The organism is Dongia sp. (genome assembly GCF_041906375.1).
In the GTDB taxonomy this organism is placed as follows: Bacteria; Pseudomonadota; Alphaproteobacteria; order Dongiales; family Dongiaceae; genus Dongia.
The window spans coordinates 1,330,175-1,349,618 of the sequence record NZ_JAYRJJ010000001.1; the positions used below are offsets into that span (position 1 = coordinate 1,330,175).

Below are 19,444 nucleotides of genomic sequence, written 5' to 3' on the forward strand. Positions count from 1 at the left end.
TAGCAGGGGTGCCGCAGGAACGGAAGATTCGGAGGGGCAGCAGGTCGGATGCAGTTGCTGGGCAAACAGGTCGATATGGCGTGGGGTGATTTCCTGCGCTTGCCCGTGTTTCTGGCACCTTTGCTGCTGCTGGCGCTTACCGGCACTTGGTGGGGCATATCTCCCCTGAAACCGATACTCGGCCATGTGTGGGCACCACTGCTTCTGGCGGCCGTGGTGCAGTTCCTCTTCTGCTACGCGGTTTACGTCCGGGCCGGGGCCAAGCTGCTGCGATTTGAGGTCGATGGCGATTTGCTGCTGGCCGTCGGGGCCAGTGCCGCCCTTGCCCTGAGCCTGTGGCGTTTCAGGCATCTGACGCCAGCAGCAGGAGCGGAGCAGATGCTGCCTGTCTGGCGCGATGCGGCCTTTGGTGCCAGCCTGCTTTCGGTCGCTATGCTGGGCGATATGATCCTGCGCAACGCAAACCGGACGCAGCCTATGCCGATACGCCACGGGCCGGCCGGGCGTGTCATCGTGGCTCCGGGGGATCTCATTCCCGCCGACGGCGTTGTCACCGACGGGCTCAGCGAAATCCAGGATCCCGTCGGATCGGACGACGTTTTCCCGACGATCGTCAGGCCGGGGACTCATGTTCATCTGGGCGCCCGCAACGGCGATGGCACTTTGACCATCGAACTGCACAAGGACGGGCAACCCCGGCGCAGAATCGGCAAGCGCGCGGCTTTGCAGGATCGGTTGGCGACCATGCTCGCTTGGGTCGCGGGTGCCGTTCTGGCGGGAATTCTCCTCGCCATCGCCTGGCGTTTATGGCTCGCCGGAAGTGTAACCGATCCGATCATGACAGGGTTGCAAATGCTGTCGCTGGCGGCACCATTGGGCCTCGGTCTTGTCGTCGCGGCCCCGTCGTCTGAGGTGATCACCGCGGCGCGCCGCCTCGGTATCGAAATCAGGGACCTCGCCGTGCTCGACCGCTTGCGCCAAGCCGGGGCCGTGGTCATCGGGCATCGCGGCGTGCTGGTGCCGGACCGGCTGCGCATGATCTCGGTGCATTGCATCGAGGGGCTCGCTGCACCCGACCTCATCCGCCGCGCAGCCTCCGTGGCGCAGGCCGGACACGATCCCTGGGGCGTCGCCATCCTGGACTTCGCCGTCGGCTACCGCATGCGCCTGAAGCCAGCAGCATCATACCGTTGCACCATCGGCGAGGGCATGAGCGCCCATACGGAGAACCGCGAGATCCTGGTCGGGTGCCGGGAGTATCTTGAAGCCCATGGCATCGACTGCAAGCCGCTCGATGAGGCGGCCGAAAATGCCCTCAAACAGGGGCGACGGCTCCGCTGGGTTGCCGAAATTGCCGCAACCCGCCAAGCCATCGGCCTGATCGTCTTCGGTGCGCCGTCGGTCAACGGTGCGGTGGAGGCAGTGAAGAATTTGAAGCGTCTGGGGCTGGAGACTGCCTGGTTGGCGCGGCGCGATGATCCGGCGCATTTGGCCTTGGCCAAGCATCTCAAAATCGGCCGCGTCGTCTCGGAGAAGCCTGAGGAAGCCAGCGCGCAACTCGTCCAATTGCGCAAGGAAAGCGGGCCGCTGCTGGTAGTGAGCGCCGACGTGTTACCTGAGGACCTGTCGTCGCAGGACGTCTTCCTTCCTTTCGGCCGGCGCATGATGGAGCAGGTGCCATCGGCCGCCGTGGCTATCACGCGGCACGATCCGCGTGTCATCGTCGATTTGTTGCTGCTGGCGGCGCGGCACCGGCAGATGGTGCTGACCAATGCCATCATCGCTTATGCCGCTGCCTTGCTTCTGGCGCTGGCTCCTTTCTGGCTGGGACCGCGCAGCGATCTCGGCAGCTATGAGGTTGGTGTCGTGCTGATTCTTGCCTTGTCTTCGCTCAGCTTGCGCGCAATGCCCACGACCGCTAATGAGGTCGATGAGGAGTAACATGGCAAAACGCAAACCAGCAGCGAAGCGCAAGAAGGCGCCGGCGGGCCGGGCGCCGCGGCGCCGCGGGTCCGGAACTGGGGCTTGGCAGCGCGGTCTGGCGCGACTTGGAACCTGGCGTGGCGGCTTCCTTCTATTCGCCCTCGGCATTGGGCTGGGCCTGGGCCTCGGCATTGCCGCCACGGCCCTGGCGCCATCCCTGCTGAAAGTGCCGGAGCGAAAAGCCGCGGTTGCGGAAGTCGCTGCCAAGTTGTCGAAAAAGCCCGACTTCGTCGATCGCAAGCCGGCTGCCCCGGTTCCCGTCGTGCCGCCGGTCGAACCGAAATCCGCGGCCGCCGAGGCTCAACCGGCACCGGCAGAGGAGGGCGCACATCAATCGGCCAGCGTCACGGCACCGCCGGCAGACCAGCCGGTGGAGACGCAGGTCGCCGCCTTGCCCTCTCCAAGTGACAAGGAGCCCGAACTGCCGCAGTGGCTGGCGAATGCCGTGGCGGCAAAAGATCCAGGCCATCGGCCGATGATCAGTATTGTGCTCGACGATGTCGGTGTCGCCCAACAGCATGCGGAGATGGCGATCGCTCTGCCGTCGCCGATCGTTCTGTCGATCATGACCTACGCCAAGAATGCGGCGGCACTGGCGCGCGAGGCGCATGCCAAGGGGCATGAAATCATGGTGCATATGCCGATGCAGCCGGTGAACGCGTCGATCAATCCAGGCCCGAACGCACTCGATGTCGGTATGGAAACCGCGGAACTGCAGCGCCGGATCGATTGGGGGCTCGGGCGCCTCAGCGGCTATGTCGGCTTCAATAACCATATGGGTAGCCGCTTCACCCAGGACGCCGCCGGCATGCGCGTGGTGCTGGCGGAAGCAAAGCAGCGCGGCCTGCTGTTTCTCGACTCGAAGACCATTGCCGGCAGCGTCGGTGATGCCTTGGCGGCGGATATGGGCGTCACACATATCGCCCGCGACGTCTTCCTGGACGATGATATGAGCGAGGCGGCCGTGGCGCGGCAGTTGGCAGAGGTGGAATCCATTGCGCGGAGGCAAGGCTATGCCGTCGCCATCGGCCATCCCCACCCAGCCACGATCGCGGTGCTGAAAAGATGGCTGCCGGAAGCCAAGGCGCGTGGTTTCGCCATCGTGCCCTTGACCACCATCATCAAGAAGCGCGAGGGTGTCGCAGGCTGACAAGGAGTGGGACGATGCGATTTGACCATGAGTATTATCCTGGAATTATTGCGGATATTCTCGGTACCCATGCGCGCTATTACGCGCAGGCCTGGTCCTTCGGCATGAAGTTCGAGGCAAAGCTCGCGGCCGACCTCGCCAGCTTCGTCATCAACATGAATCACGATCGAGATCTGCTTCTGGTCGCCAAAAGGCCCGACGAGCGTTTTCTGGGGTCGATTGCCATCGACAGCAGTGATCATGCCGGACGCGGCGCGCATCTGCGCTGGTTCATCGTGGCGCCGGAAGCGCAGCGGACAGGCCTTGGCAAGCAATTGCTCGACCGCGCCTTGGGTTTCTGCCGCGAACGGGATTATCGGCGGATCTATCTCTATACTTTCGCCGGTCTCGACTCGGCCCGTCGGCTCTACGAGCAGTCGGGTTTCAAGCTGGTCGAAGAGCAGGAGGCCAATACCTGGGGTCGAATGATGCGCGAGCAGCGCTTCGATCTCGAGATGCAGGCTGAAGACAACCCCGATGCGGGCGCTGTCGGCTGATCACTAATTGCGCGGCGGCTTGACGCCATAGCCGCGCCCAGCATCCGCCGGCGCGATATCATCCGGCCGGGTGCCCTCGTAATCCTCGATGGCGATGCAGCGGTCGACCGTGATGCCATCGCTGGACAGGGGAAAGATCGAACCGAAGAATGTCTGTGTGTGGCCGAACTTGGTCTGCAGGACATCCCTTGAATAGGTCGGCCGCTTCTGCTCGCAAACCAACCGGTATTCCTTGGCAAGCTCAGTACGTACCTCTTCGGGAAACTCTTCGATCTGATCCAGATATCGGCCGGTCAGTTCGTGGCGGAAGCTTGCCGCTTTGGTACCGACGAGACGGTAGTAGATGCGGAACGGCGACGCCTCTATCGACGTCACGATCATGTTGGGCAGGATTGCACGCATCTCGGCGGGGTCGAAATCCTGCCAGTTCGGCATTTGCCGGTCGCCGCGCTTGGCGTTCCATATGTCGTGGAATCGCCGCACCATCGGCGATGTCACTTTCTCGTATGGAATGTCGAGTTCGACCAGCATCGATCCTCAGTAACGTTAACGGTTTCGGCTGCCACCTTGAGCAAAGAGAACAGCTTCCTGGGCAGCACGGATCAGGGCGCGCGCCTTGTGATGGCATTCCTGAAACTCGCTTTCCGCCACGGAATCGTTGACGATTCCGGCCCCGGCCTGGACATACATGGTGCCGTCCTTGATCACCGTGGTGCGCAAGGCGATGCAGGTATCCATTGAACCATCGGCGGCGAAGTAGCCGACGGCGCCGCCATAGACTCCGCGGCGCTCGGGTTCCAGTTCCTCGATGATTTCCATCGCGCGCACCTTCGGCGCGCCGGAGACCGTCCCGGCCGGGAAGCCGGCCATCAACGCATCCATCGCATCGTATTTGGCGTCGATCCTGCCTTCGACATTCGAGACGATGTGCATGACGTGGCTGTAGTTTTCGATGGTGAACTTCTCGGTCACCTTGACTGAGCCGATCGATGCCACGCGGCCGACATCGTTGCGGCCGAGGTCGAGCAGCATCAGATGCTCGGAACGTTCCTTTTCATCGGCCAGCAGGTCGGCCGCATTCGTTTTGTCCTCTTCCGGGGTCTTGCCACGCGGCCGCGTGCCGGCGATGGGGCGGATCGTGACTTTGTCATCGCGCAACCGCACCAGGATTTCCGGGCTGGAGCCGATGATGGTGAAACCGCCAAGATCGAGGAAGAACAGGAAAGGCGACGGGTTGAGACGGCGCAAAGAACGATAGAGAGCGAAGGGCGGCAGCTTGAACGGCAACGAGAAACGCTGCGACAGCACGACCTGGAAGATATCGCCGGCCAGGATGTATTCCTTGGCCTTGGCGACCATCTCGCCGAAATATTCCCGTGTCATGTTGGACTTGGGTTCCGGCAGGTCGGCAAGGTCGATGGCGCCGGCCTGTTGCGGCAGGCCCCGATCGAGATCGGCGACGATGTCGTTCAACCGCTCCAGCGCCTGGTTGTAGGCAGCGCGTGCGTTGAGGCCGTCCGTGTTCCAGACCGGCGTTACGATGGTGAGCGAGTCTTCGACATTGTCGAAGATCGCAATCAGGGTCGGGCGCAGGAAGATGCTGTCGTGGAGGCCGAGCTTGTCGGGCTTCAGTTCCGGCAGCTTTTCGACCTGACGTACCATGTCATAGCCGAGATAGCCGAACAGGCCGGAGGCCATCGGCGGAAGCCCGGCAGGAACTTCAATGCGGCTTTCCTTGATAAGGGCGCGCAGCGAATCCAGCGCCGGCGCCTTTTCGGGCACGAATTTTTCCGGCTCAAAACGGGCATTGCGATTGATCTCGGCGGCGTTGCCGCGGCAGCGCCAGATGAGATCGGGCTTCAGGCCGATGATGGAATAGCGACCGCGCACGGCGCCGCCTTCGACCGATTCCAGCAGAATGGAATTGGTACGCCCATCAGCCAGCTTCAGCATGACCGAGATGGTCGTCTCGAGATCGGCGATCAGCCGTGTCCAGACCAATTGCGGCTTTCCGGCTTCGTGGCCGCCGGCAAATCGCTCGAAATCTGGTTCCACTTTCATGATCGAAATCCCGTTGATGTTGCGCTTACTGGTCAGACTGAGTGATCAGGCTTTGCCACTGCGCATCGTCGCGTTCGACGGGGATCTCGTTCTTTAGAGCGTCGTAGAATTGCTGCTGCAGATCGCCGGCGAGGGATTGGGCGACGCGTTCCGACAATTGTTTGACCTCGTCGGCATGGGTCTCCGGCGTAGCCGGGGTCACGCCGGTAAGGCGCGCAACCACGGGTCCTTCGCCACTCTCTCCGACCGTGAGTTCGCCGACCTTCAGCTTGAACAGTGCCTGGGCCAGCACTGGGTCAACGCCGTTTTCGGGATCGCCTTCGCCGCGATAGAAGGGCTTGCTGACCTTGATGGTGAGGCCAAGCGCTGTCGCTTCGGCGGCGAGATCGCCATCCGACTTAAGCTTGTCGGCGAGCGCCTGGGCCTTGGCCCTGGCCAATTCAAGCTGCTTGGCGGCGATCCAGTCCTGGATCGCCTGATCCTTGACCTCATCAAGCGGTTTGACGGTCGGTGCGGTTACACCGGTCACTTGCGCAACTGCATATGAGCCGTCATTGAGCGCCGCAATGTCGCTGGGATCTCCGGGTTCGGTGCTGAAGATCAGACTGATCGCATCCGGCGCGATGGCGAGATCGGTGCCGGCAGTGTCCTTGCCGGTGGCATCAACCGCATCGAGCTTCTGTGCCTTCAATTGCAGTTTCTTGGCAGCCTCTTCGAGCGACGTGCCGCCGGCGAGTTCGTCCTGCAATTGCTCTCGCACGGTCTCCATCGCATCCGCCGCGCGGCCTAGGGCCAGGCTGTTGCGGATCTCGCCCTTCACATCCTCAAGCGTCTTGGTGCTGCCCGGGAGGATCGACTGGACATGTGCGACATGGATGCCGAAGGGGCTCTTCAGCGGTTCCGACACGCCATCGGCTGGCAGCGCAAAGACGGCGTCGGCAATGTCGGGCGGCAGCTTATCCTTGGTGATCTGGCCGAGGACCACGGGATCGCCTTGCGTCTCGGCCTTCACGGCGTCGGCAAACTTTTGGCCACCCTTGACCGCCGCGATGATCTTGTCGGCAACGGCTTGGTCCTGAACCACGACCTGCTCGACATCGCGCACTTCCGGCGTGGAGAACTCGGCTTTGCGGGAATCGTACTCGGCCTGGATTTCCTCGTCCGTGACGGTAACGTCCTGGACGAAATCTGCAGGCGTCATCTGCACCAGCAATGCCGCGCGGTATTCGGGCGCCTTGTACTTCTCAGCGTGATCCTCGTGCCACTTTTTCAGGGCAGCATCGTCCGGGGTGCCAGCATCGGCGATCGACGCGGTAGGAATGGTGAGCAGTTCGGCGCTGCGCTGCTCCTGCGTATAGCGATAGACCGCGCCCACGAGCGGTTCAGGGGCCTGCACGGCGCCCATCATCGCCACCAGCACTTGATTGGCGCGGAGCTGGCCGCGGATCGTTTCGACATATTGCGCTTCGCTCTGACCCATCTGGCGCAGGAAATACTCGAAACGGGCGCGATCGAATTGACCGGTCTGATTGGCAAAGTCGGGGTCGCTTTCGATGGCCTGCACCGCCGCCGCCTGGGGCACGTCGATGCCCAGCTTCTCGCCATAGGCCTGCAGCAGGCCCTTGCTTTCGGCCTGGTCGACCAGGCGCTGGGCGCCACCGAAGGCTGCGAACATCTCAGGCGTTACCTGGATGCCTTGCATCTGGGAAACGCGCTGCAGCGACAGCTTCAACTCGCGGTCGAAATCGGCTCGCGTATACTCGAAATTCTTGCCGATTTTCAGGATCGGCTTTGCCGTCTTGGCGCCGCGGAAGACGTCGCCGATACCCCAGACGGCAAACGCCGCGATCAGAAGGCCGAACAGCGCCTTGACGACCCAGGAGCGTGCGTGTTTGCGAATGGAGCTGAGCATGGTCCCCGATTAACCTGTTTTCTGCGCCGCAAAAGCGTTGCCGGCTTTGATGATGGGCCCCTTTCGGGGCGGCGCGCATCATAGGGAGGGGGCAGGGGGCGAGCAAGGGCCGGAATCCGCCGCATTGGCGGGGTGGTGGGGGCATGTTATACGGCCCGGCATCTGGATTTCGGGCACTGACGATTCCTCAAAGATTAAGGGGCATTTGCGATATGGCGACGCCGGGTATTCGGTCCTTGGTGGCCGGCAATTGGAAGATGAACGGCAGCTTGGCCATGGCGGCCGGACTGGTCGCCGACATCAAGGCCCGTCACCAGAAGGCAGTGCTGCCCGTGGATCTGCTGCTTTGCCCGCCTTTTCCCTATCTCGCGGCCGTGGGCAGCCAGCTCAAGGGGGCGGGAATAGCTCTCGGTGGCCAGGACTGCCATACGGCCGGCAGCGGCGCGCATACGGGCGATGTATCGGCGGCGATGCTGGTGGACCTTGGGTGCTGCTATGTGATTCTGGGACATTCGGAACGGCGCACCGATCATAGCGAAAGCTCAGTCCTGGTTGCCAGCAAGGCCAAGGCAGCGATCGGTGCCGGCCTTGTAGCCATCATCTGCGTCGGCGAGACCGAAGCGCAGCGGAATGCCGGTGATCAGAATAAAATCGTTGAAAAACAGATCGTTGAGTCGGTTCCAGCCGACGCGACGGCGGAAAATGCCGTGATCGCTTATGAACCTGTCTGGGCAATCGGCACTGGCAAGACACCGACGGTCGGCGACGTCGAGGCGATGCATCGCCATATTCGCGGGCTACTCAAACAGCGTGTCTCTGGCGGGGCGGCAATGCGCATCCTATATGGTGGGTCGGTGAAGCCGACGAATGCGGCGGAATTGATGGCGGTGCCCGAGGTTAACGGTGCCCTTGTGGGCGGCGCCAGCCTGAAGGCCGAGGATTTCTGGGGCATTGCCGAAGGGGCGGCGAAATCGGCGGGTTAGCCCCGGATCGCCGAACTGGCTAAATTGGCGCTGGCCATTCCGCCGGAAAACCGCTAGAACCCGCGCCGAATTACGACTTTTCAAGAACTTGCGAGCACGTCCATGCTGGGAGCCCTGTTCCCGATCGTCCTGGCGATTCACGTCATCATCACGATCTTCCTTATTGGCATTATCCTGACCCAAAAGAATGAGGGTGGGATGGGTGGCCTTGGTGGCGGCGCTTCCGGCGGCATGTCGGGGTTCCTGTCGGGTCGCCAGCAGGCCAATCTGCTGACCAAGACCACGCGTTGGCTGGCCTTGGGCTTCTTCTGCACCAGCCTGTTCCTGGCCTTCTCGGACAGCCATCGTAGTGCGACGTCGACCCTGGTCGGCAGCACGCCCACCACGACAACTGCCCCGGCAGCACCTGTTGGCGATGCGCCGGCCGGCACCGTTCCGGCGGGCGACTCGGGTGCCGCCAACACCGTTCCGGTTCAGCCGGCCGCACCGGCCGCGCCTTCCGGTCAATAAACCATGCTTAATCAGGGCCTTGCACCGGCAGCGACAGAGCGCTTGCCGGAAGGCCCCGACTCGTTCCATAAGGACCTCCCATGACGCGATTCATTTTTATCACCGGCGGCGTGGTCTCCTCTCTCGGCAAGGGTCTCTCGTCAGCAGCGCTCGGCGCTTTGCTGCAGGCGCGCGGATTCAAGGTCCGGCTGCGCAAGCTCGACCCCTACATCAATGTCGATCCGGGCACGATGAGCCCGTACCAGCATGGCGAAGTCTATGTGACCGATGACGGCGCCGAAACGGATCTCGATCTCGGCCATTACGAGCGCTTTACGGGCATTTCATGCCGCCGCTCGGACAGCGTCACCACCGGCCGCATCTATTCCGAAGTGATCGCCAAGGAGCGCCGCGGCGACTATCTGGGTGCCACCATCCAGGTCATTCCGCACATCACCGATGCGATCAAGGATTGGATCAAGAGCGACATCCAGGACGAAGACTTCGTCCTGTGCGAGATCGGCGGCACGGTGGGCGACATCGAAAGCCTGCCTTTCCTCGAAGCCATTCGCCAATTTGCCAATGAGGTCGGGCCGGAACGCTCGATGTTCGTGCATCTCACATTGGTGCCCTGGATCCCCGCCGCCGGCGAGTTGAAGACCAAGCCTACTCAGCATTCTGTGAAGGAGCTGCAATCGGTCGGTATCCAGCCGGATATTCTGCTGTGCCGCTGCGACCGCGAAGTGCCGGCCGACAGTCGCCGCAAGATCGCCCAATTCTGCAATGTGCGCCCGTCGGCCGTCATTCAGGCGCTCGACGTTGATACCATTTATGCCGTCCCCGGTGCCTATCACGCCGAAGGCTATGACGACGAAGTGCTGCGCCATTTCGGCTTGACGGCGCCGGCTCCGGACCTCTCGCGCTGGGACGCGTTGGTCAGCCGCATCCGCCAGCCGGAAGGCGAGGTGACCATCGCCATCGTCGGCAAATACATTTCGCTGCTGGATGCCTACAAGTCCCTGGCCGAGGCTCTGCGTCACGGCGGCATCAGTAACAATGCCAAGGTCAACCTCAACTGGATCGACAGCGAAGTCTTCGAACGCGAAGACGCCGTGCAGCATCTCGAAGGCGTTCACGGCATTCTGGTGCCGGGTGGCTTCGGCGAGCGCGGTTCGGAAGGCAAGATCCAGGCCGTGAAGTTCGCCCGCGAGCGCAAGATTCCCTATTTCGGCATTTGCTTTGGCATGCAGATGGCGGTCATCGAGGCGGCGCGCAATCTGGCGGGCGTGTCTAAGGCCGGGTCGACCGAGTTCGGGCCTTGCGACGAACCGGTCGTGGGATTGATGACGGAATGGGTGCGCGGCAATGTGCTGGAAAAGCGCGCCAAGGACAGCGATCTCGGCGGTACCATGCGCCTTGGTGCCTATGAATGCATGCTGACCAAAGACTCGCTCGTTTCGCATATTTATGGCGATAAGCTGGCCATCAGCGAACGGCATCGCCATCGCTACGAAGTGAACTATCACTACAAGGAGCGGCTGGAGAAGGTCGGCCTCAGATTCTCCGGCATGTCACCCGATGGTGTCCTGCCCGAGATTGTCGAAATTCCCGGCCATCCGTGGTTCGTTGGCGTGCAGTTCCATCCGGAACTGAAGTCGCGCCTGTTCGAACCACATCCCTTGTTCGTGTCTTTCATCGAGGCCGCGGTCAACCAATCGCGCCTGGTTTGATTGCTTGCCGAAGCGCTGGCTCCGACAGGCTGCGCGCGACCAACTCGCTGCCGCAAGGTGGCCGGACATTCAATAGGCTGCAGCTGACATGACCACGATTCGCGTCGGAAAAATCGATATCGCCAATGACAAGCCGATGGTGATGATCGGCGGCATGAATGTCCTCGAAGACCGCGACACGGCGTTCCGCGTTGCCGATGCGTTCTGTCAAGCAACCGCCAAGCTCGGCATTCCCTATATTTTCAAGGGCTCCTACGACAAGGCCAACCGCTCGTCGATTCATTCCTACCGCGGACCCGGCATGGATGAGGGACTGAAGCTGCTGGGCGACATCAAGAAGCATTTCGGCGTGCCCGTTCTGACCGACGTGCACACCGAGGCGCAGGCAGCCCCGGTTGCCGACGTTTGCGACATCATTCAGATTCCAGCCTTCCTCGCGCGGCAGACCGATCTGGTCGATGCGATGGCGCGGACGGGGGCGATCATCAACATCAAGAAGCCGCAGTTCCTCAGCCCGCCGCAGATGAAGAACATCGTCGAGAAGGTCCGGGAATGCGGCAATGAAAAGATCCTGCTCTGCGAGCGGGGCAGCTGCTTCGGCTACGACAATCTGGTGGTCGATATGCTGGGATTCCGCACCATGAAGTCGGTGAGTGGCAATCTGCCGATCATCTTCGATGCGACCCATGCCCTGCAGATGCGTGACCCGATGGCGGGCGCCTCGGGCGGCCGCCGCGCACAGGTCGCCGAACTGGCCCGTGCCGGCCTTGCGGTGGGAATCGCCGGCCTCTTTATTGAGGCGCATCCCGACCCCGACAACGCCAAATGCGACGGACCCTGTGCGTTGCCGCTCGACAAACTGCCGGCCTTCCTGCAGCAGATGAAGACGCTGGACGATCTGATCAAAGGATTAGCGCCGCTCGACATTCGATAAGTGGCAAGGCTCCAGACGAACCTGGACCTGCATACAGCCGGTTGCCGCCTCAATTTTCGCCCCTTATGATCCTATTGAACGGACGTTCAAGGGGAGTGTCGCTATGGATTTCAAGCTGAGTGCTGAAGACCGCGCCGTACAGGCGCGCGCGCGTGACTTTACAGAGAAGCACCTGTTTCCGCATGAGATCGCCTGCGATGAGCGGAAGCTCGGCAAGTCGACACTGGCTGAGATTCGCCAGCAGGTCATCGCACATAAACTCAACGGCTATATCCACAGCCAGGCCGATGGCGGCCAGGGCTACACACCGATGCAGCAGATCCTTGTCGCCGAAGAGATCGGCAAATCGACCTGCGGCATGTGGACCGTCGTCTGGAAGGCGTCGACGCCATTGCGCCGTGGCACACCCTGGCAGCGCGAGACCTTTCTACTGCCCTTCAATGCCGGCAAGGGTCGCTCCTGCTTTGCCATCACCGAAGAAGGTGCCGGATCCGACCCGTCCCTGGTCAAGACCAGCGCCGTGCGCAAGAACGGCAAGTGGGTCATCAACGGCGAGAAATGGTTTGTGACCTCGGCCGATGCCTCGACCGTCGTCATCGTTCATGCTCATGTCGATGGCGATGCCTCCAAGCCGACGCTCTTCATCGTCGACATGGACGCGCCGGGGGTGAAGATCAAGCGCATCCCGCAATTCATGCACTCCTATCTCTACGAGCACTATGAAATGGTGTTCGACAATGTGGAGGTCGAAGACAACCGACGCCTCGGTGAAGTAGGGCAGGGTTTCGACCTCACCAAGGAATGGTTCACCGAAACACGGGTGGAAATTGCGGCGCATTGCCTCGGCGCCGCCATCCGTGCCACCGAGATCGCCAACGACTATGCCGCCGGCCGGATTCAATTTGGCAAGCCGATCCGCGATTTCCAGGCGATCGAATTCATGCTGGCCGATATGGCGGTCGAGATCATGGCGGCCAAATCCTTCCTGTATCGCGTCGGCGCTGAGCTCAACGAGGGCATGGACCCTAAGCTGATGCATGCCAAGGCGTCGGCGTTGAAGCTCTACAATTCAGAGATGGCCGGCCGTGTCGTCGACAAAGCGCTGCAGATCCTGGGCGGGCGGGGTTACATGCGCGAGAACCCTGTCGAACGGCTCTACCGTGATGTTCGTGTCGACCGCATCTGGGAAGGTACTTCCGAGATCCAGCGCGTGATCATCGCGGGGCAGATCAAGAAGCGAGGGCTGGGGATCTATACGGGGTGGGCAGGCTGATGCCAACAGTTGTCACCTTTACCGTCATGGTCGGCCTTCGTCGACCATGACGGTAAAGCGAGCTAGATCCTCGACAGCGCCCGGTCCAATGCCGCGATGGCAATATCTGCATGTTCCTTCTGGAACACAATCGGCGGGCGGATCTTCAGGATGTTGCCGAGGATGCCCTCGCTGCCGATCAGCACGCCTTCGTCGCGCATGAGGTTGAGGAGGCGTTTGGTTTCGGCGGCGGCCGGCGTCAGCGCCTGGCGATCGGTTACCAGCTCGACGCCCAGCGCAAGGCCCGTTCCACGCACGTCGCCGATAAGCGCGTGCCTTGCCATCAGAGTCTTTATGCCAGACTTCAAGTAATCGCCGACCACCCGGGCATTCTCGATCAGTCCTTCGCGCTCGATGACGTCGAGCACCGCGAGCCCTGCGGCGCAGGAGACATTGTTGCCGCCGAAGGTGGAGAAGAAAGAGAATTCCTTCAGGAAGGACTCCATGATCTCGGGCGTCGTGATGACGATACCGAGTGGGTGGCCGTTGCCGGCTGGCTTGCCGATGGTGACGATATCCGGCACGACATCGTGATGGGTGTGGCCCCACATATAGGTACCCATGCGGCCGAATCCGGATTGCACTTCGTCACCGATGCAGAGGCCGCCGGCGGCACGGATCTTCCTGAAGACTGCGGCCACATAACCCGGCTGAGGTTCGAGCACGCCATTGGTCATGAGGGCGGAGTCGATCATGAATGCTGCCGGTTTCATGCCGGCTTCCGCCAGTGAAGCGATGGCGCGGTCGGCATCGGTGGCATATTTGCGCCCCCAATCCGGCGTGCCATAGCGATGTTCGCCGCGGTAGCCGTCTGGCGGCGTGAGGGCGCGCATATGCGGCGGTACACTGTTCTTCATATTGCCGGAAGGCGAGAACGCATCAACGGCGTCGGTGATCCCGTGATAGGCGAAATCCATGGTGATGCCGCCGGCATTCCCCGTATAGGTCTTGGCCATGCGCCAGGCAATGTCGTTGGCCTCGGAACCGGAATTGACGAAGGCGCAGACCTTCAGCTTGCCGGGCAGGGTGGCACCCAGGCGCTCGCTATATTCCAAGACCTGCTCACCAAGATAGCGCGTGTTGGTGTTGAGCGTACGGATCTGCCGCGTCAGCGCTTCAACCACCTGCGGATGGCAATGGCCGACATGTGGCACATTGTTGTAGCAGTCGAGATAGCGCCTGCCGCCGGCATCGGTTAGCCACACGCCTTGCCCACGCACCATGTGCAAGGGCGGATCGTAGAAAACATAAAGGCGCGAACCCATCGTCCTCTTGCGACGCTCGATGAGCATGTCGATCGATGCGTCGGCATGTACTGTCGGCAGCCCGCAGGCGTCTCGCACGGCATCTGTGAAGGCCCTTCGGCCCATTTCTTCGATCGCGAGGCAGACATCGATCGCATTGTCGCCATATTCCGCCATGTAGTTCGGTTCGTCCGGTGTCTCTTTGGCACGCACGGCATTGGTCAGCGGGGTGATCAGCAAGCGCGCCATGACGAGGTCGTAGAGCAGGTCGATTTCCACATCTTCCAGTGGCGTCACGGCGTTGTAGGCGCCTGCGATCGAAGTCAGGACTTCCTCGATGCGCGAGGGATCGAGGGCGAAATCGGCAATCGTATCGGCCAAATCCAGCACCAGCGGCCCATGGATCATGTCGCCGAAGTCGATAATGCCGGCAATTTCAGGTGGTGTCGTCTCGGTGAGAATGAGATTGTGCTCGTGTACGTCGCCATGAATGAGCTGCGATCGAAGTGCTGGCAGCTTCGGCAACGTCCCATCTCGAAAGCGGATCAGAATATCCCTTGCGACGCGGCGATGTTCGGCACTGGCCAGCAGTTCGACATGGGGCAATAGACGCGGCGACATGCGGACATCCCACAGGAGTTCCCGCGTGCCGGCGGCCGGATGAAAGAAGCCGCGCATGGCCCGTCCGAGCCGCGCCACCATGGTGCCGATCTTGGTGTAGAGCGGCGTGTCCAAATTGGCGGTCCCGGCGATCCGCCCGTCGAGATAGGAGAAGACATAGAAGATGTGTTCCTGCCCGTCCTCAGCCTTGATCTTCTTGGTGGGCGCGCCGTCCAATGTCGGATGCACGCGCGGCACGGGGATGGTCGGGTCAATGTTTTCGATATGGCGCAAGACGGCGATCTGACAGTCGATGATGGCCGGGTCTTCAGCCGCATTGCTAATTTTCAGAACCCAGGCGCTGCCGTCGGCGCCACGCAAACGGACATTCTGATCGCGCTCGCTGTAAAGCGGCGACAAATCCCCTTCAAGGCCGAAATGCTCGCGTGCTGCAGTTGCGATGGTCGACAGCGGAAGGCGCGGTGCATTGGCGCGCAGAAACTTCATGATAGCCCACTCCCCGATTGGCGGCGCAGCGTAAGGGGCGGCACATTGGGCCGTCAATGCACGGCAGTGTCGGAGGGGGTGGGATCAAACCGCATGGCAAAGCGGCGATATGCGACAGGATTTCGCCCTAGAGGCACTTATCCATCAATCCGTCGAGCTTCTCGGCCGCATTGTCATAGTCATAGCTGCCACGCCAGCCAATCGACGCTATGCCCATTTGCAGGCGATGGCTGGATTTGATGCTCTCATAGAGCCGGGCCAGGATCAGTTGCTGGTTGAGATCGACCGCCTCGAACCACAATTCGATATCTTTGGCCTTGAGGGTGACGCTATCGCGATTGCCATCGATGACGATGTTTAGGGAGTAAGTCTGCTCGTCCCGCACCATTGTGGTGAATAGCGGCATCTTCATGACCAGGCCGCCGACGAATTTATTCTTCAATTCGCGGCAATAGAAGCCGAAGAGTTCACCCTTCTTGGTGACCATGTTGGCATAGTCGATCTTCTTGGCTGAACTGCGCTCCCATTCGGCAACCTCCTGGGCCGCGGCAGGAGCGGCCAGGGCAAGCATGACCAAAAGAAATAGGCTGCTAAAGCGCGGAACGGCCATCACCGGCGGTCTCCCTGGCGACTTCGAGAAAAGCTTTGACCAAAGGCGTGCCGCGCCGATCGGCAAGACAAGCGACGAATTCGGTCGATTTGATGCGGGGGCCCTCGAATTCCAGCGCCTTGAGGCGCATGTCGTCGCCGAATTCGGAGCGGGCGACGATGCCGATACCGAGGCCCGCGGCGACCCCTTCGCGGATGGCTTCGCGGCTGCCGATTTCCAGGACCTCGCCAGTCTGGATGCCGGCTTTGGCGATGGCGGCGTCGAAGGCGCGCCGGGTAGTGGATGCCGGCTCGCGCAGCACCAGCCGGTGCCCGGCCAATTCCTCAAGGCGGATCTTGCGCTTCCTGGCCCAGGGATGGGCCCGGTCAACAAAGGCAATGAGGTAATCCTCCTGGAAAGGGAAGGCATGGAGCTTGGCGTCTCCGCCGATGTCCGCGGCGATCACCACGTCGAAGCGCTGGTCGATGAGATCGGCCTTCAAGCCCATGGAATTGCCGATCGACATGGAGAGGCGCACATTGGGATAGCGCCGGTTGAAGGCGGCGAGGAACGGAATCGAGTGATAAGGTGCGTCGGCTCCGATGCGCAGATGGCCCCTTTTCAGTCCCTTGGCGGCCGTCAGCACCTGCTCGGCCTCGGCTTCCAGTCCGAACAGCCGCCAGGTGATGTCAAGGAGATTACGGCCGATATCGGTCAGTTCGATCTTGCGCTTGCGGCGGTCGAACAGGCGAACGCCGAACTGTTCCTCCAGCCCTTTGACCTGCCCGGAGAGGGTCGGCTGGGTCACGTTGAGGGTCCGGGCGGCTTTGGTGAAGCTGCCCTCTGTCGCCACGGCGTGAAAGGCCCGAAGGGCCGAGTGACTTATTGATGTCATCTATAGATCGGATCGTATATAGCGATTGGACTTATGCTAAGGCCAGGCGCATCTTGCTGCAACATGAATCGGCGATAGTCCCGCCGACCCCTGCCGCCGACCCCTGCCTCTGAGGAAAATGACATGGCCCAAGATCCCTGGCTGCTGACCCCCGGCCCGCTGACCACCTCGATGAGCGTGAAGCAATCCATGCTGCACGATTGGGGGTCGCGCGATGCCGGCTTTATTGCCATCAACGACCGCATGCGCCAGCGCCTGGTCGGTCTTATCGGCGGGGAAGGGGTTTTCACCACCGTCCCGATGCAGGGCAGCGGCACCTTCGCTGTTGAAGCCATGATCGGCACCTTTGTCGGTCCGAAGGACAAGTTGCTCATTCTCATCAACGGCGCCTATGGCAAGCGCATGGAAAAGATCTGCGCCGTCGCCAAGCGCGCGCACAGCACGCTGGAATGGGCTGAGGACATGCCGGTCGATCCGGCCCTGGTGAAATTGGCCTTGAGCCGGGACCCCGCCATCACCCATGTTGCCATCGTGCAATGCGAAACCACTTCCGGCGTGCTCAACCCGGTGGCCGAGGTGGCACAGGTCGTCGCCGATGCCGGCAAGCGACTGCTGGTCGACGCGATGAGCGCCTTCGGCGCCATCGAACTCGACAGCCGCAAGGTTCCCTTCGACGCGCTGGCCGCCTCCTCGAACAAGTGCATTGAGGGTGTGCCGGGCCTGGGCTTCGTACTGTGCCGCGTCTCGTCTTTGCAGCACACCCAGGGCAACGCCCATGCGCTGACGCTCGATCTCTTCGACCAGTGGCAGAATATTGAAAAGACCAAGCAGTATCGCTTCACGCCACCGATCCATTGCATCGTCGCTTTCGACCAGGCCCTGAACGAACATGAGGCGGAGGGCGGCGTCGCCGGTCGCGGCGGTCGCTATCGTAACAACTGCAAGATCCTGGTCGACGGCATGCGCCGGCTTGGATTCGAGACGCTCTTGCCTGACCATCTGCAGGCGCCGATCATCGTTACCTTCCACATGCCGGCCGACCCGAACTTTCAGTTCCAGCTCTTCTACGACAAGCTGCGCGAGCGCAATTTCGTAATCTATCCAGGTAAACTCACAGTCGCGGATTCCTTCCGCATCGGCTGTATCGGCCGCCTGGGCGAGACGGAAATGAAGGCCTTTCTGGCGGCCGTTTCTGCAGTGCTTGCTGAGATGAACGTAAAAAATGGCGCCCCGGCGCGCAAGGCGGCGGAGTAGGCTCATGAAAGCAATCAACGTCAACGGCAAGACCTATGCCTGGCCGCAGGAACCGATCGTCGTCGTTTGTGTCGACGGGTGCGAACCGGATTATCTCAAAGAGGCATTGAAGGCCGGCGCCATGCCCTGGTTGAAGGGGGCCATCGCCCAGGGCAGCGACCTTATCGGCGATTGTGTGGTGCCGAGCTTCACTAACCCCAATAACCTATCCATCGTCACCGGCGCGCCGCCATCGGTTCATGGCATCTGCGGCAACTACCTCTATGACCGCGAAAGTGGGCAGGAGGTGATGATGAACGATCCAAAATTCCTGCGTGCGGACACGATCCTTGCCGCTTTCGCTCGCGAGGGGGCCAAGGTCGCGGTGGTGACGGCCAAGGACAAGCTGCGCCTGCTGCTGGGCAAGGGAATGAAGGGGATCTGCTTCTCTGCCGAGAAAGCCGACCAGACCACCAAGGCGGAGCACGGCATCGACAACGCCTTGGGCTTTGTGGGCCTGCCTTTGCCGTCGGTCTACAGCGCCGACCTTTCGGAATTCGTGTTTGCGGCCGGTGTCAAGCTGATGAAGGCCGAGCAGCCGGATATCATGTATCTCTCGACCACCGACTATATCCAGCACAAGCACGCGCCGGGCACGCCGGTCGCCAATGATTTCTACCGGATGATGGATGGCTATCTGGGCCAGCTCGAAGCGATGGGTGCCACCATCGTATTTACGGCCGACCACGGGATGAATGACAAGCATGGTGCCGATGGCCAGCCACAGGTGATCTACCTGCAGGACACGTTGGACGAATGGCTGGGCGCCGGTGTCGCGCGCGTGATCCTGCCGATCACCGACCCCTATGTGGTCCATCACGGTGCCTTGGGTTCCTTTGCTACGATCTACCTGCCTGAAACGGTCGACCACAAATCGGTCATCGCGCGCCTCGCCAAGCTGCCGGGCATGGAGCTGGTGCTCGACCGCGCCGAAGGCTGCCGCCGCTTTGAATTGCCGGAAGATCGTGTCGGTGATGTCATTGCCGTTTCGGCGAAGAACCATGCGCTGGGCACGGCGGTGGCGCGGCATGATCTTTCGGGCCTCACTGTTCCGTTGCGCTCCCATGGCGGCATGACCGAGCAGCAGGTGCCGGTCATCGTCAACAGGAAGCTCAAGGCGCTGCCCGCGGGCTATCGCCTGCGCAATTTCAGCGCCTTCGATCTGGCCTGCAACTACGCCATCCCCGCGGCCACGCCGCAGAAGAAAGCCATCTGAGGAAACGCAA

The 19,444-nt window shown here is 61.5% G+C and carries 16 protein-coding genes; 10 read left to right on the plus strand and 6 right to left on the minus strand.

Annotated features, from left to right (window positions below; all coding sequences use genetic code 11):
• The first annotated feature begins 48 nt into the window (after positions 1-48).
• From ACE3OA_RS06175 to ACE3OA_RS06185, 3 genes are read left to right on the plus strand one after another with little or no spacing between them, the layout of a single operon-like run.
• A complete protein-coding gene (locus ACE3OA_RS06175) occupies positions 49-1,941 on the plus strand; it encodes a hypothetical protein (RefSeq protein WP_374308981.1) in 1,893 nt (630 codons plus the stop codon).
• 1 nt (position 1,942) lies between these two features.
• Positions 1,943-3,133, plus strand: a complete 1,191-nt coding sequence (locus tag ACE3OA_RS06180; protein WP_374308983.1) for a divergent polysaccharide deacetylase family protein — start codon at positions 1,943-1,945, stop codon at positions 3,131-3,133.
• A 14-nt stretch (positions 3,134-3,147) separates the two neighbouring features.
• Positions 3,148-3,669, plus strand: a complete 522-nt coding sequence (locus ACE3OA_RS06185; protein ID WP_374308985.1) for a GNAT family N-acetyltransferase — start codon at positions 3,148-3,150, stop codon at positions 3,667-3,669.
• A 3-nt stretch (positions 3,670-3,672) separates the two neighbouring features.
• On the opposite strand, the gene ACE3OA_RS06190 is transcribed toward ACE3OA_RS06185, so the two are convergent.
• From ACE3OA_RS06190 to ACE3OA_RS06200, 3 genes are read right to left on the minus strand one after another with little or no spacing between them, the layout of a single operon-like run.
• On the minus strand, positions 3,673-4,200 hold the full coding sequence (locus ACE3OA_RS06190; RefSeq protein WP_374308987.1) for a PAS domain-containing protein: 528 nt from the start codon (positions 4,198-4,200) through the stop codon (positions 3,673-3,675).
• 15 nt (positions 4,201-4,215) lie between these two features.
• Positions 4,216-5,730: an anthranilate synthase component I gene (trpE, locus tag ACE3OA_RS06195; protein ID WP_374308989.1), complete on the minus strand. Its 1,515-nt coding sequence runs from the start codon at positions 5,728-5,730 to the stop codon at positions 4,216-4,218.
• A 25-nt stretch (positions 5,731-5,755) separates the two neighbouring features.
• A complete protein-coding gene (locus tag ACE3OA_RS06200; protein ID WP_374308991.1) occupies positions 5,756-7,642 on the minus strand; it encodes a peptidyl-prolyl cis-trans isomerase in 1,887 nt (628 codons plus the stop codon).
• 227 nt (positions 7,643-7,869) lie between these two features.
• On the opposite strand from ACE3OA_RS06200, the gene tpiA reads away from it, so the two are divergent.
• From tpiA to ACE3OA_RS06225, 5 genes are all read left to right on the plus strand, one after another.
• Positions 7,870-8,625 carry a triose-phosphate isomerase gene (gene tpiA / locus ACE3OA_RS06205; protein WP_374309230.1) on the plus strand — a complete coding sequence of 252 codons (756 nt, stop codon included), beginning with the start codon at positions 7,870-7,872 and terminating at the stop codon, positions 8,623-8,625.
• A gap of 102 nt (positions 8,626-8,727) precedes the next feature.
• Entirely contained in the window at positions 8,728-9,135 is a 408-nt protein-coding gene (secG, locus tag ACE3OA_RS06210) for a preprotein translocase subunit SecG (protein WP_374308993.1), read from the plus strand.
• An 80-nt stretch (positions 9,136-9,215) separates the two neighbouring features.
• Positions 9,216-10,844, plus strand: a complete 1,629-nt coding sequence (locus tag ACE3OA_RS06215; protein ID WP_374308995.1) for a CTP synthase — start codon at positions 9,216-9,218, stop codon at positions 10,842-10,844.
• Positions 10,845-10,932: 88 nt separating this feature from the next.
• A complete protein-coding gene (kdsA, locus tag ACE3OA_RS06220) occupies positions 10,933-11,778 on the plus strand; it encodes a 3-deoxy-8-phosphooctulonate synthase (protein WP_374308997.1) in 846 nt (281 codons plus the stop codon).
• A 103-nt stretch (positions 11,779-11,881) separates the two neighbouring features.
• Complete coding sequence (locus ACE3OA_RS06225) at positions 11,882-13,051, plus strand: acyl-CoA dehydrogenase family protein (RefSeq protein WP_374308999.1); 1,170 nt, start codon at positions 11,882-11,884, stop codon at positions 13,049-13,051.
• A 62-nt stretch (positions 13,052-13,113) separates the two neighbouring features.
• On the opposite strand, the gene ACE3OA_RS06230 is transcribed toward ACE3OA_RS06225, so the two are convergent.
• The 3 genes from ACE3OA_RS06230 to ACE3OA_RS06240 form a co-directional block, all read right to left on the minus strand.
• Positions 13,114-15,441: an aminotransferase class III-fold pyridoxal phosphate-dependent enzyme gene (locus tag ACE3OA_RS06230; RefSeq protein WP_374309001.1), complete on the minus strand. Its 2,328-nt coding sequence runs from the start codon at positions 15,439-15,441 to the stop codon at positions 13,114-13,116.
• Positions 15,442-15,568: 127 nt separating this feature from the next.
• On the minus strand, positions 15,569-16,054 hold the full coding sequence (locus ACE3OA_RS06235; RefSeq protein ID WP_374309003.1) for a hypothetical protein: 486 nt from the start codon (positions 16,052-16,054) through the stop codon (positions 15,569-15,571).
• Entirely contained in the window at positions 16,032-16,925 is an 894-nt protein-coding gene (locus tag ACE3OA_RS06240; protein WP_374309005.1) for a LysR substrate-binding domain-containing protein, read from the minus strand. Before ACE3OA_RS06240 ends, ACE3OA_RS06235 begins: the two co-directional genes overlap by 23 nt.
• Positions 16,926-17,048: 123 nt before the next feature.
• On the opposite strand from ACE3OA_RS06240, the gene ACE3OA_RS06245 reads away from it, so the two are divergent.
• Together ACE3OA_RS06245 and phnA are read left to right on the plus strand one after the other, a co-directional pair.
• Entirely contained in the window at positions 17,049-18,179 is a 1,131-nt protein-coding gene (locus ACE3OA_RS06245) for a 2-aminoethylphosphonate--pyruvate transaminase (protein ID WP_374309007.1), read from the plus strand.
• Positions 18,180-18,183: 4 nt separating this feature from the next.
• Positions 18,184-19,434 (plus strand): phosphonoacetate hydrolase, encoded by a 1,251-nt coding sequence (phnA, locus tag ACE3OA_RS06250; RefSeq protein ID WP_374309009.1) that lies wholly within the window; start codon positions 18,184-18,186, stop codon positions 19,432-19,434.
• Positions 19,435-19,444 lie beyond the last annotated feature (10 nt).

What these genes read in the sequence shown, in the direction of transcription:
- ACE3OA_RS06175 (WP_374308981.1), top strand. Translation starts at nt 49, where the DNA reads ATGCAGTTGCTGGGCAAACAGGTCGATATGGCGTGGGGTGATTTCCTG.
- ACE3OA_RS06180 (WP_374308983.1), top strand. Translation starts at nt 1,943, where the DNA reads ATGGCAAAACGCAAACCAGCAGCGAAGCGCAAGAAGGCGCCGGCGGGC.
- ACE3OA_RS06185 (WP_374308985.1), top strand. Translation starts at nt 3,148, where the DNA reads ATGCGATTTGACCATGAGTATTATCCTGGAATTATTGCGGATATTCTC.
- ACE3OA_RS06190 (WP_374308987.1), bottom strand. Translation starts at nt 4,200, where the DNA reads ATGCTGGTCGAACTCGACATTCCATACGAGAAAGTGACATCGCCGATG.
- trpE (WP_374308989.1), bottom strand. Translation starts at nt 5,730, where the DNA reads ATGAAAGTGGAACCAGATTTCGAGCGATTTGCCGGCGGCCACGAAGCC.
- ACE3OA_RS06200 (WP_374308991.1), bottom strand. Translation starts at nt 7,642, where the DNA reads ATGCTCAGCTCCATTCGCAAACACGCACGCTCCTGGGTCGTCAAGGCG.
- secG (WP_374308993.1), top strand. Translation starts at nt 8,728, where the DNA reads ATGCTGGGAGCCCTGTTCCCGATCGTCCTGGCGATTCACGTCATCATC.
- ACE3OA_RS06215 (WP_374308995.1), top strand. Translation starts at nt 9,216, where the DNA reads ATGACGCGATTCATTTTTATCACCGGCGGCGTGGTCTCCTCTCTCGGC.
- kdsA (WP_374308997.1), top strand. Translation starts at nt 10,933, where the DNA reads ATGACCACGATTCGCGTCGGAAAAATCGATATCGCCAATGACAAGCCG.
- ACE3OA_RS06225 (WP_374308999.1), top strand. Translation starts at nt 11,882, where the DNA reads ATGGATTTCAAGCTGAGTGCTGAAGACCGCGCCGTACAGGCGCGCGCG.
- ACE3OA_RS06230 (WP_374309001.1), bottom strand. Translation starts at nt 15,441, where the DNA reads ATGAAGTTTCTGCGCGCCAATGCACCGCGCCTTCCGCTGTCGACCATC.
- ACE3OA_RS06240 (WP_374309005.1), bottom strand. Translation starts at nt 16,925, where the DNA reads ATGACATCAATAAGTCACTCGGCCCTTCGGGCCTTTCACGCCGTGGCG.
- ACE3OA_RS06245 (WP_374309007.1), top strand. Translation starts at nt 17,049, where the DNA reads ATGGCCCAAGATCCCTGGCTGCTGACCCCCGGCCCGCTGACCACCTCG.
- phnA (WP_374309009.1), top strand. Translation starts at nt 18,184, where the DNA reads ATGAAAGCAATCAACGTCAACGGCAAGACCTATGCCTGGCCGCAGGAA.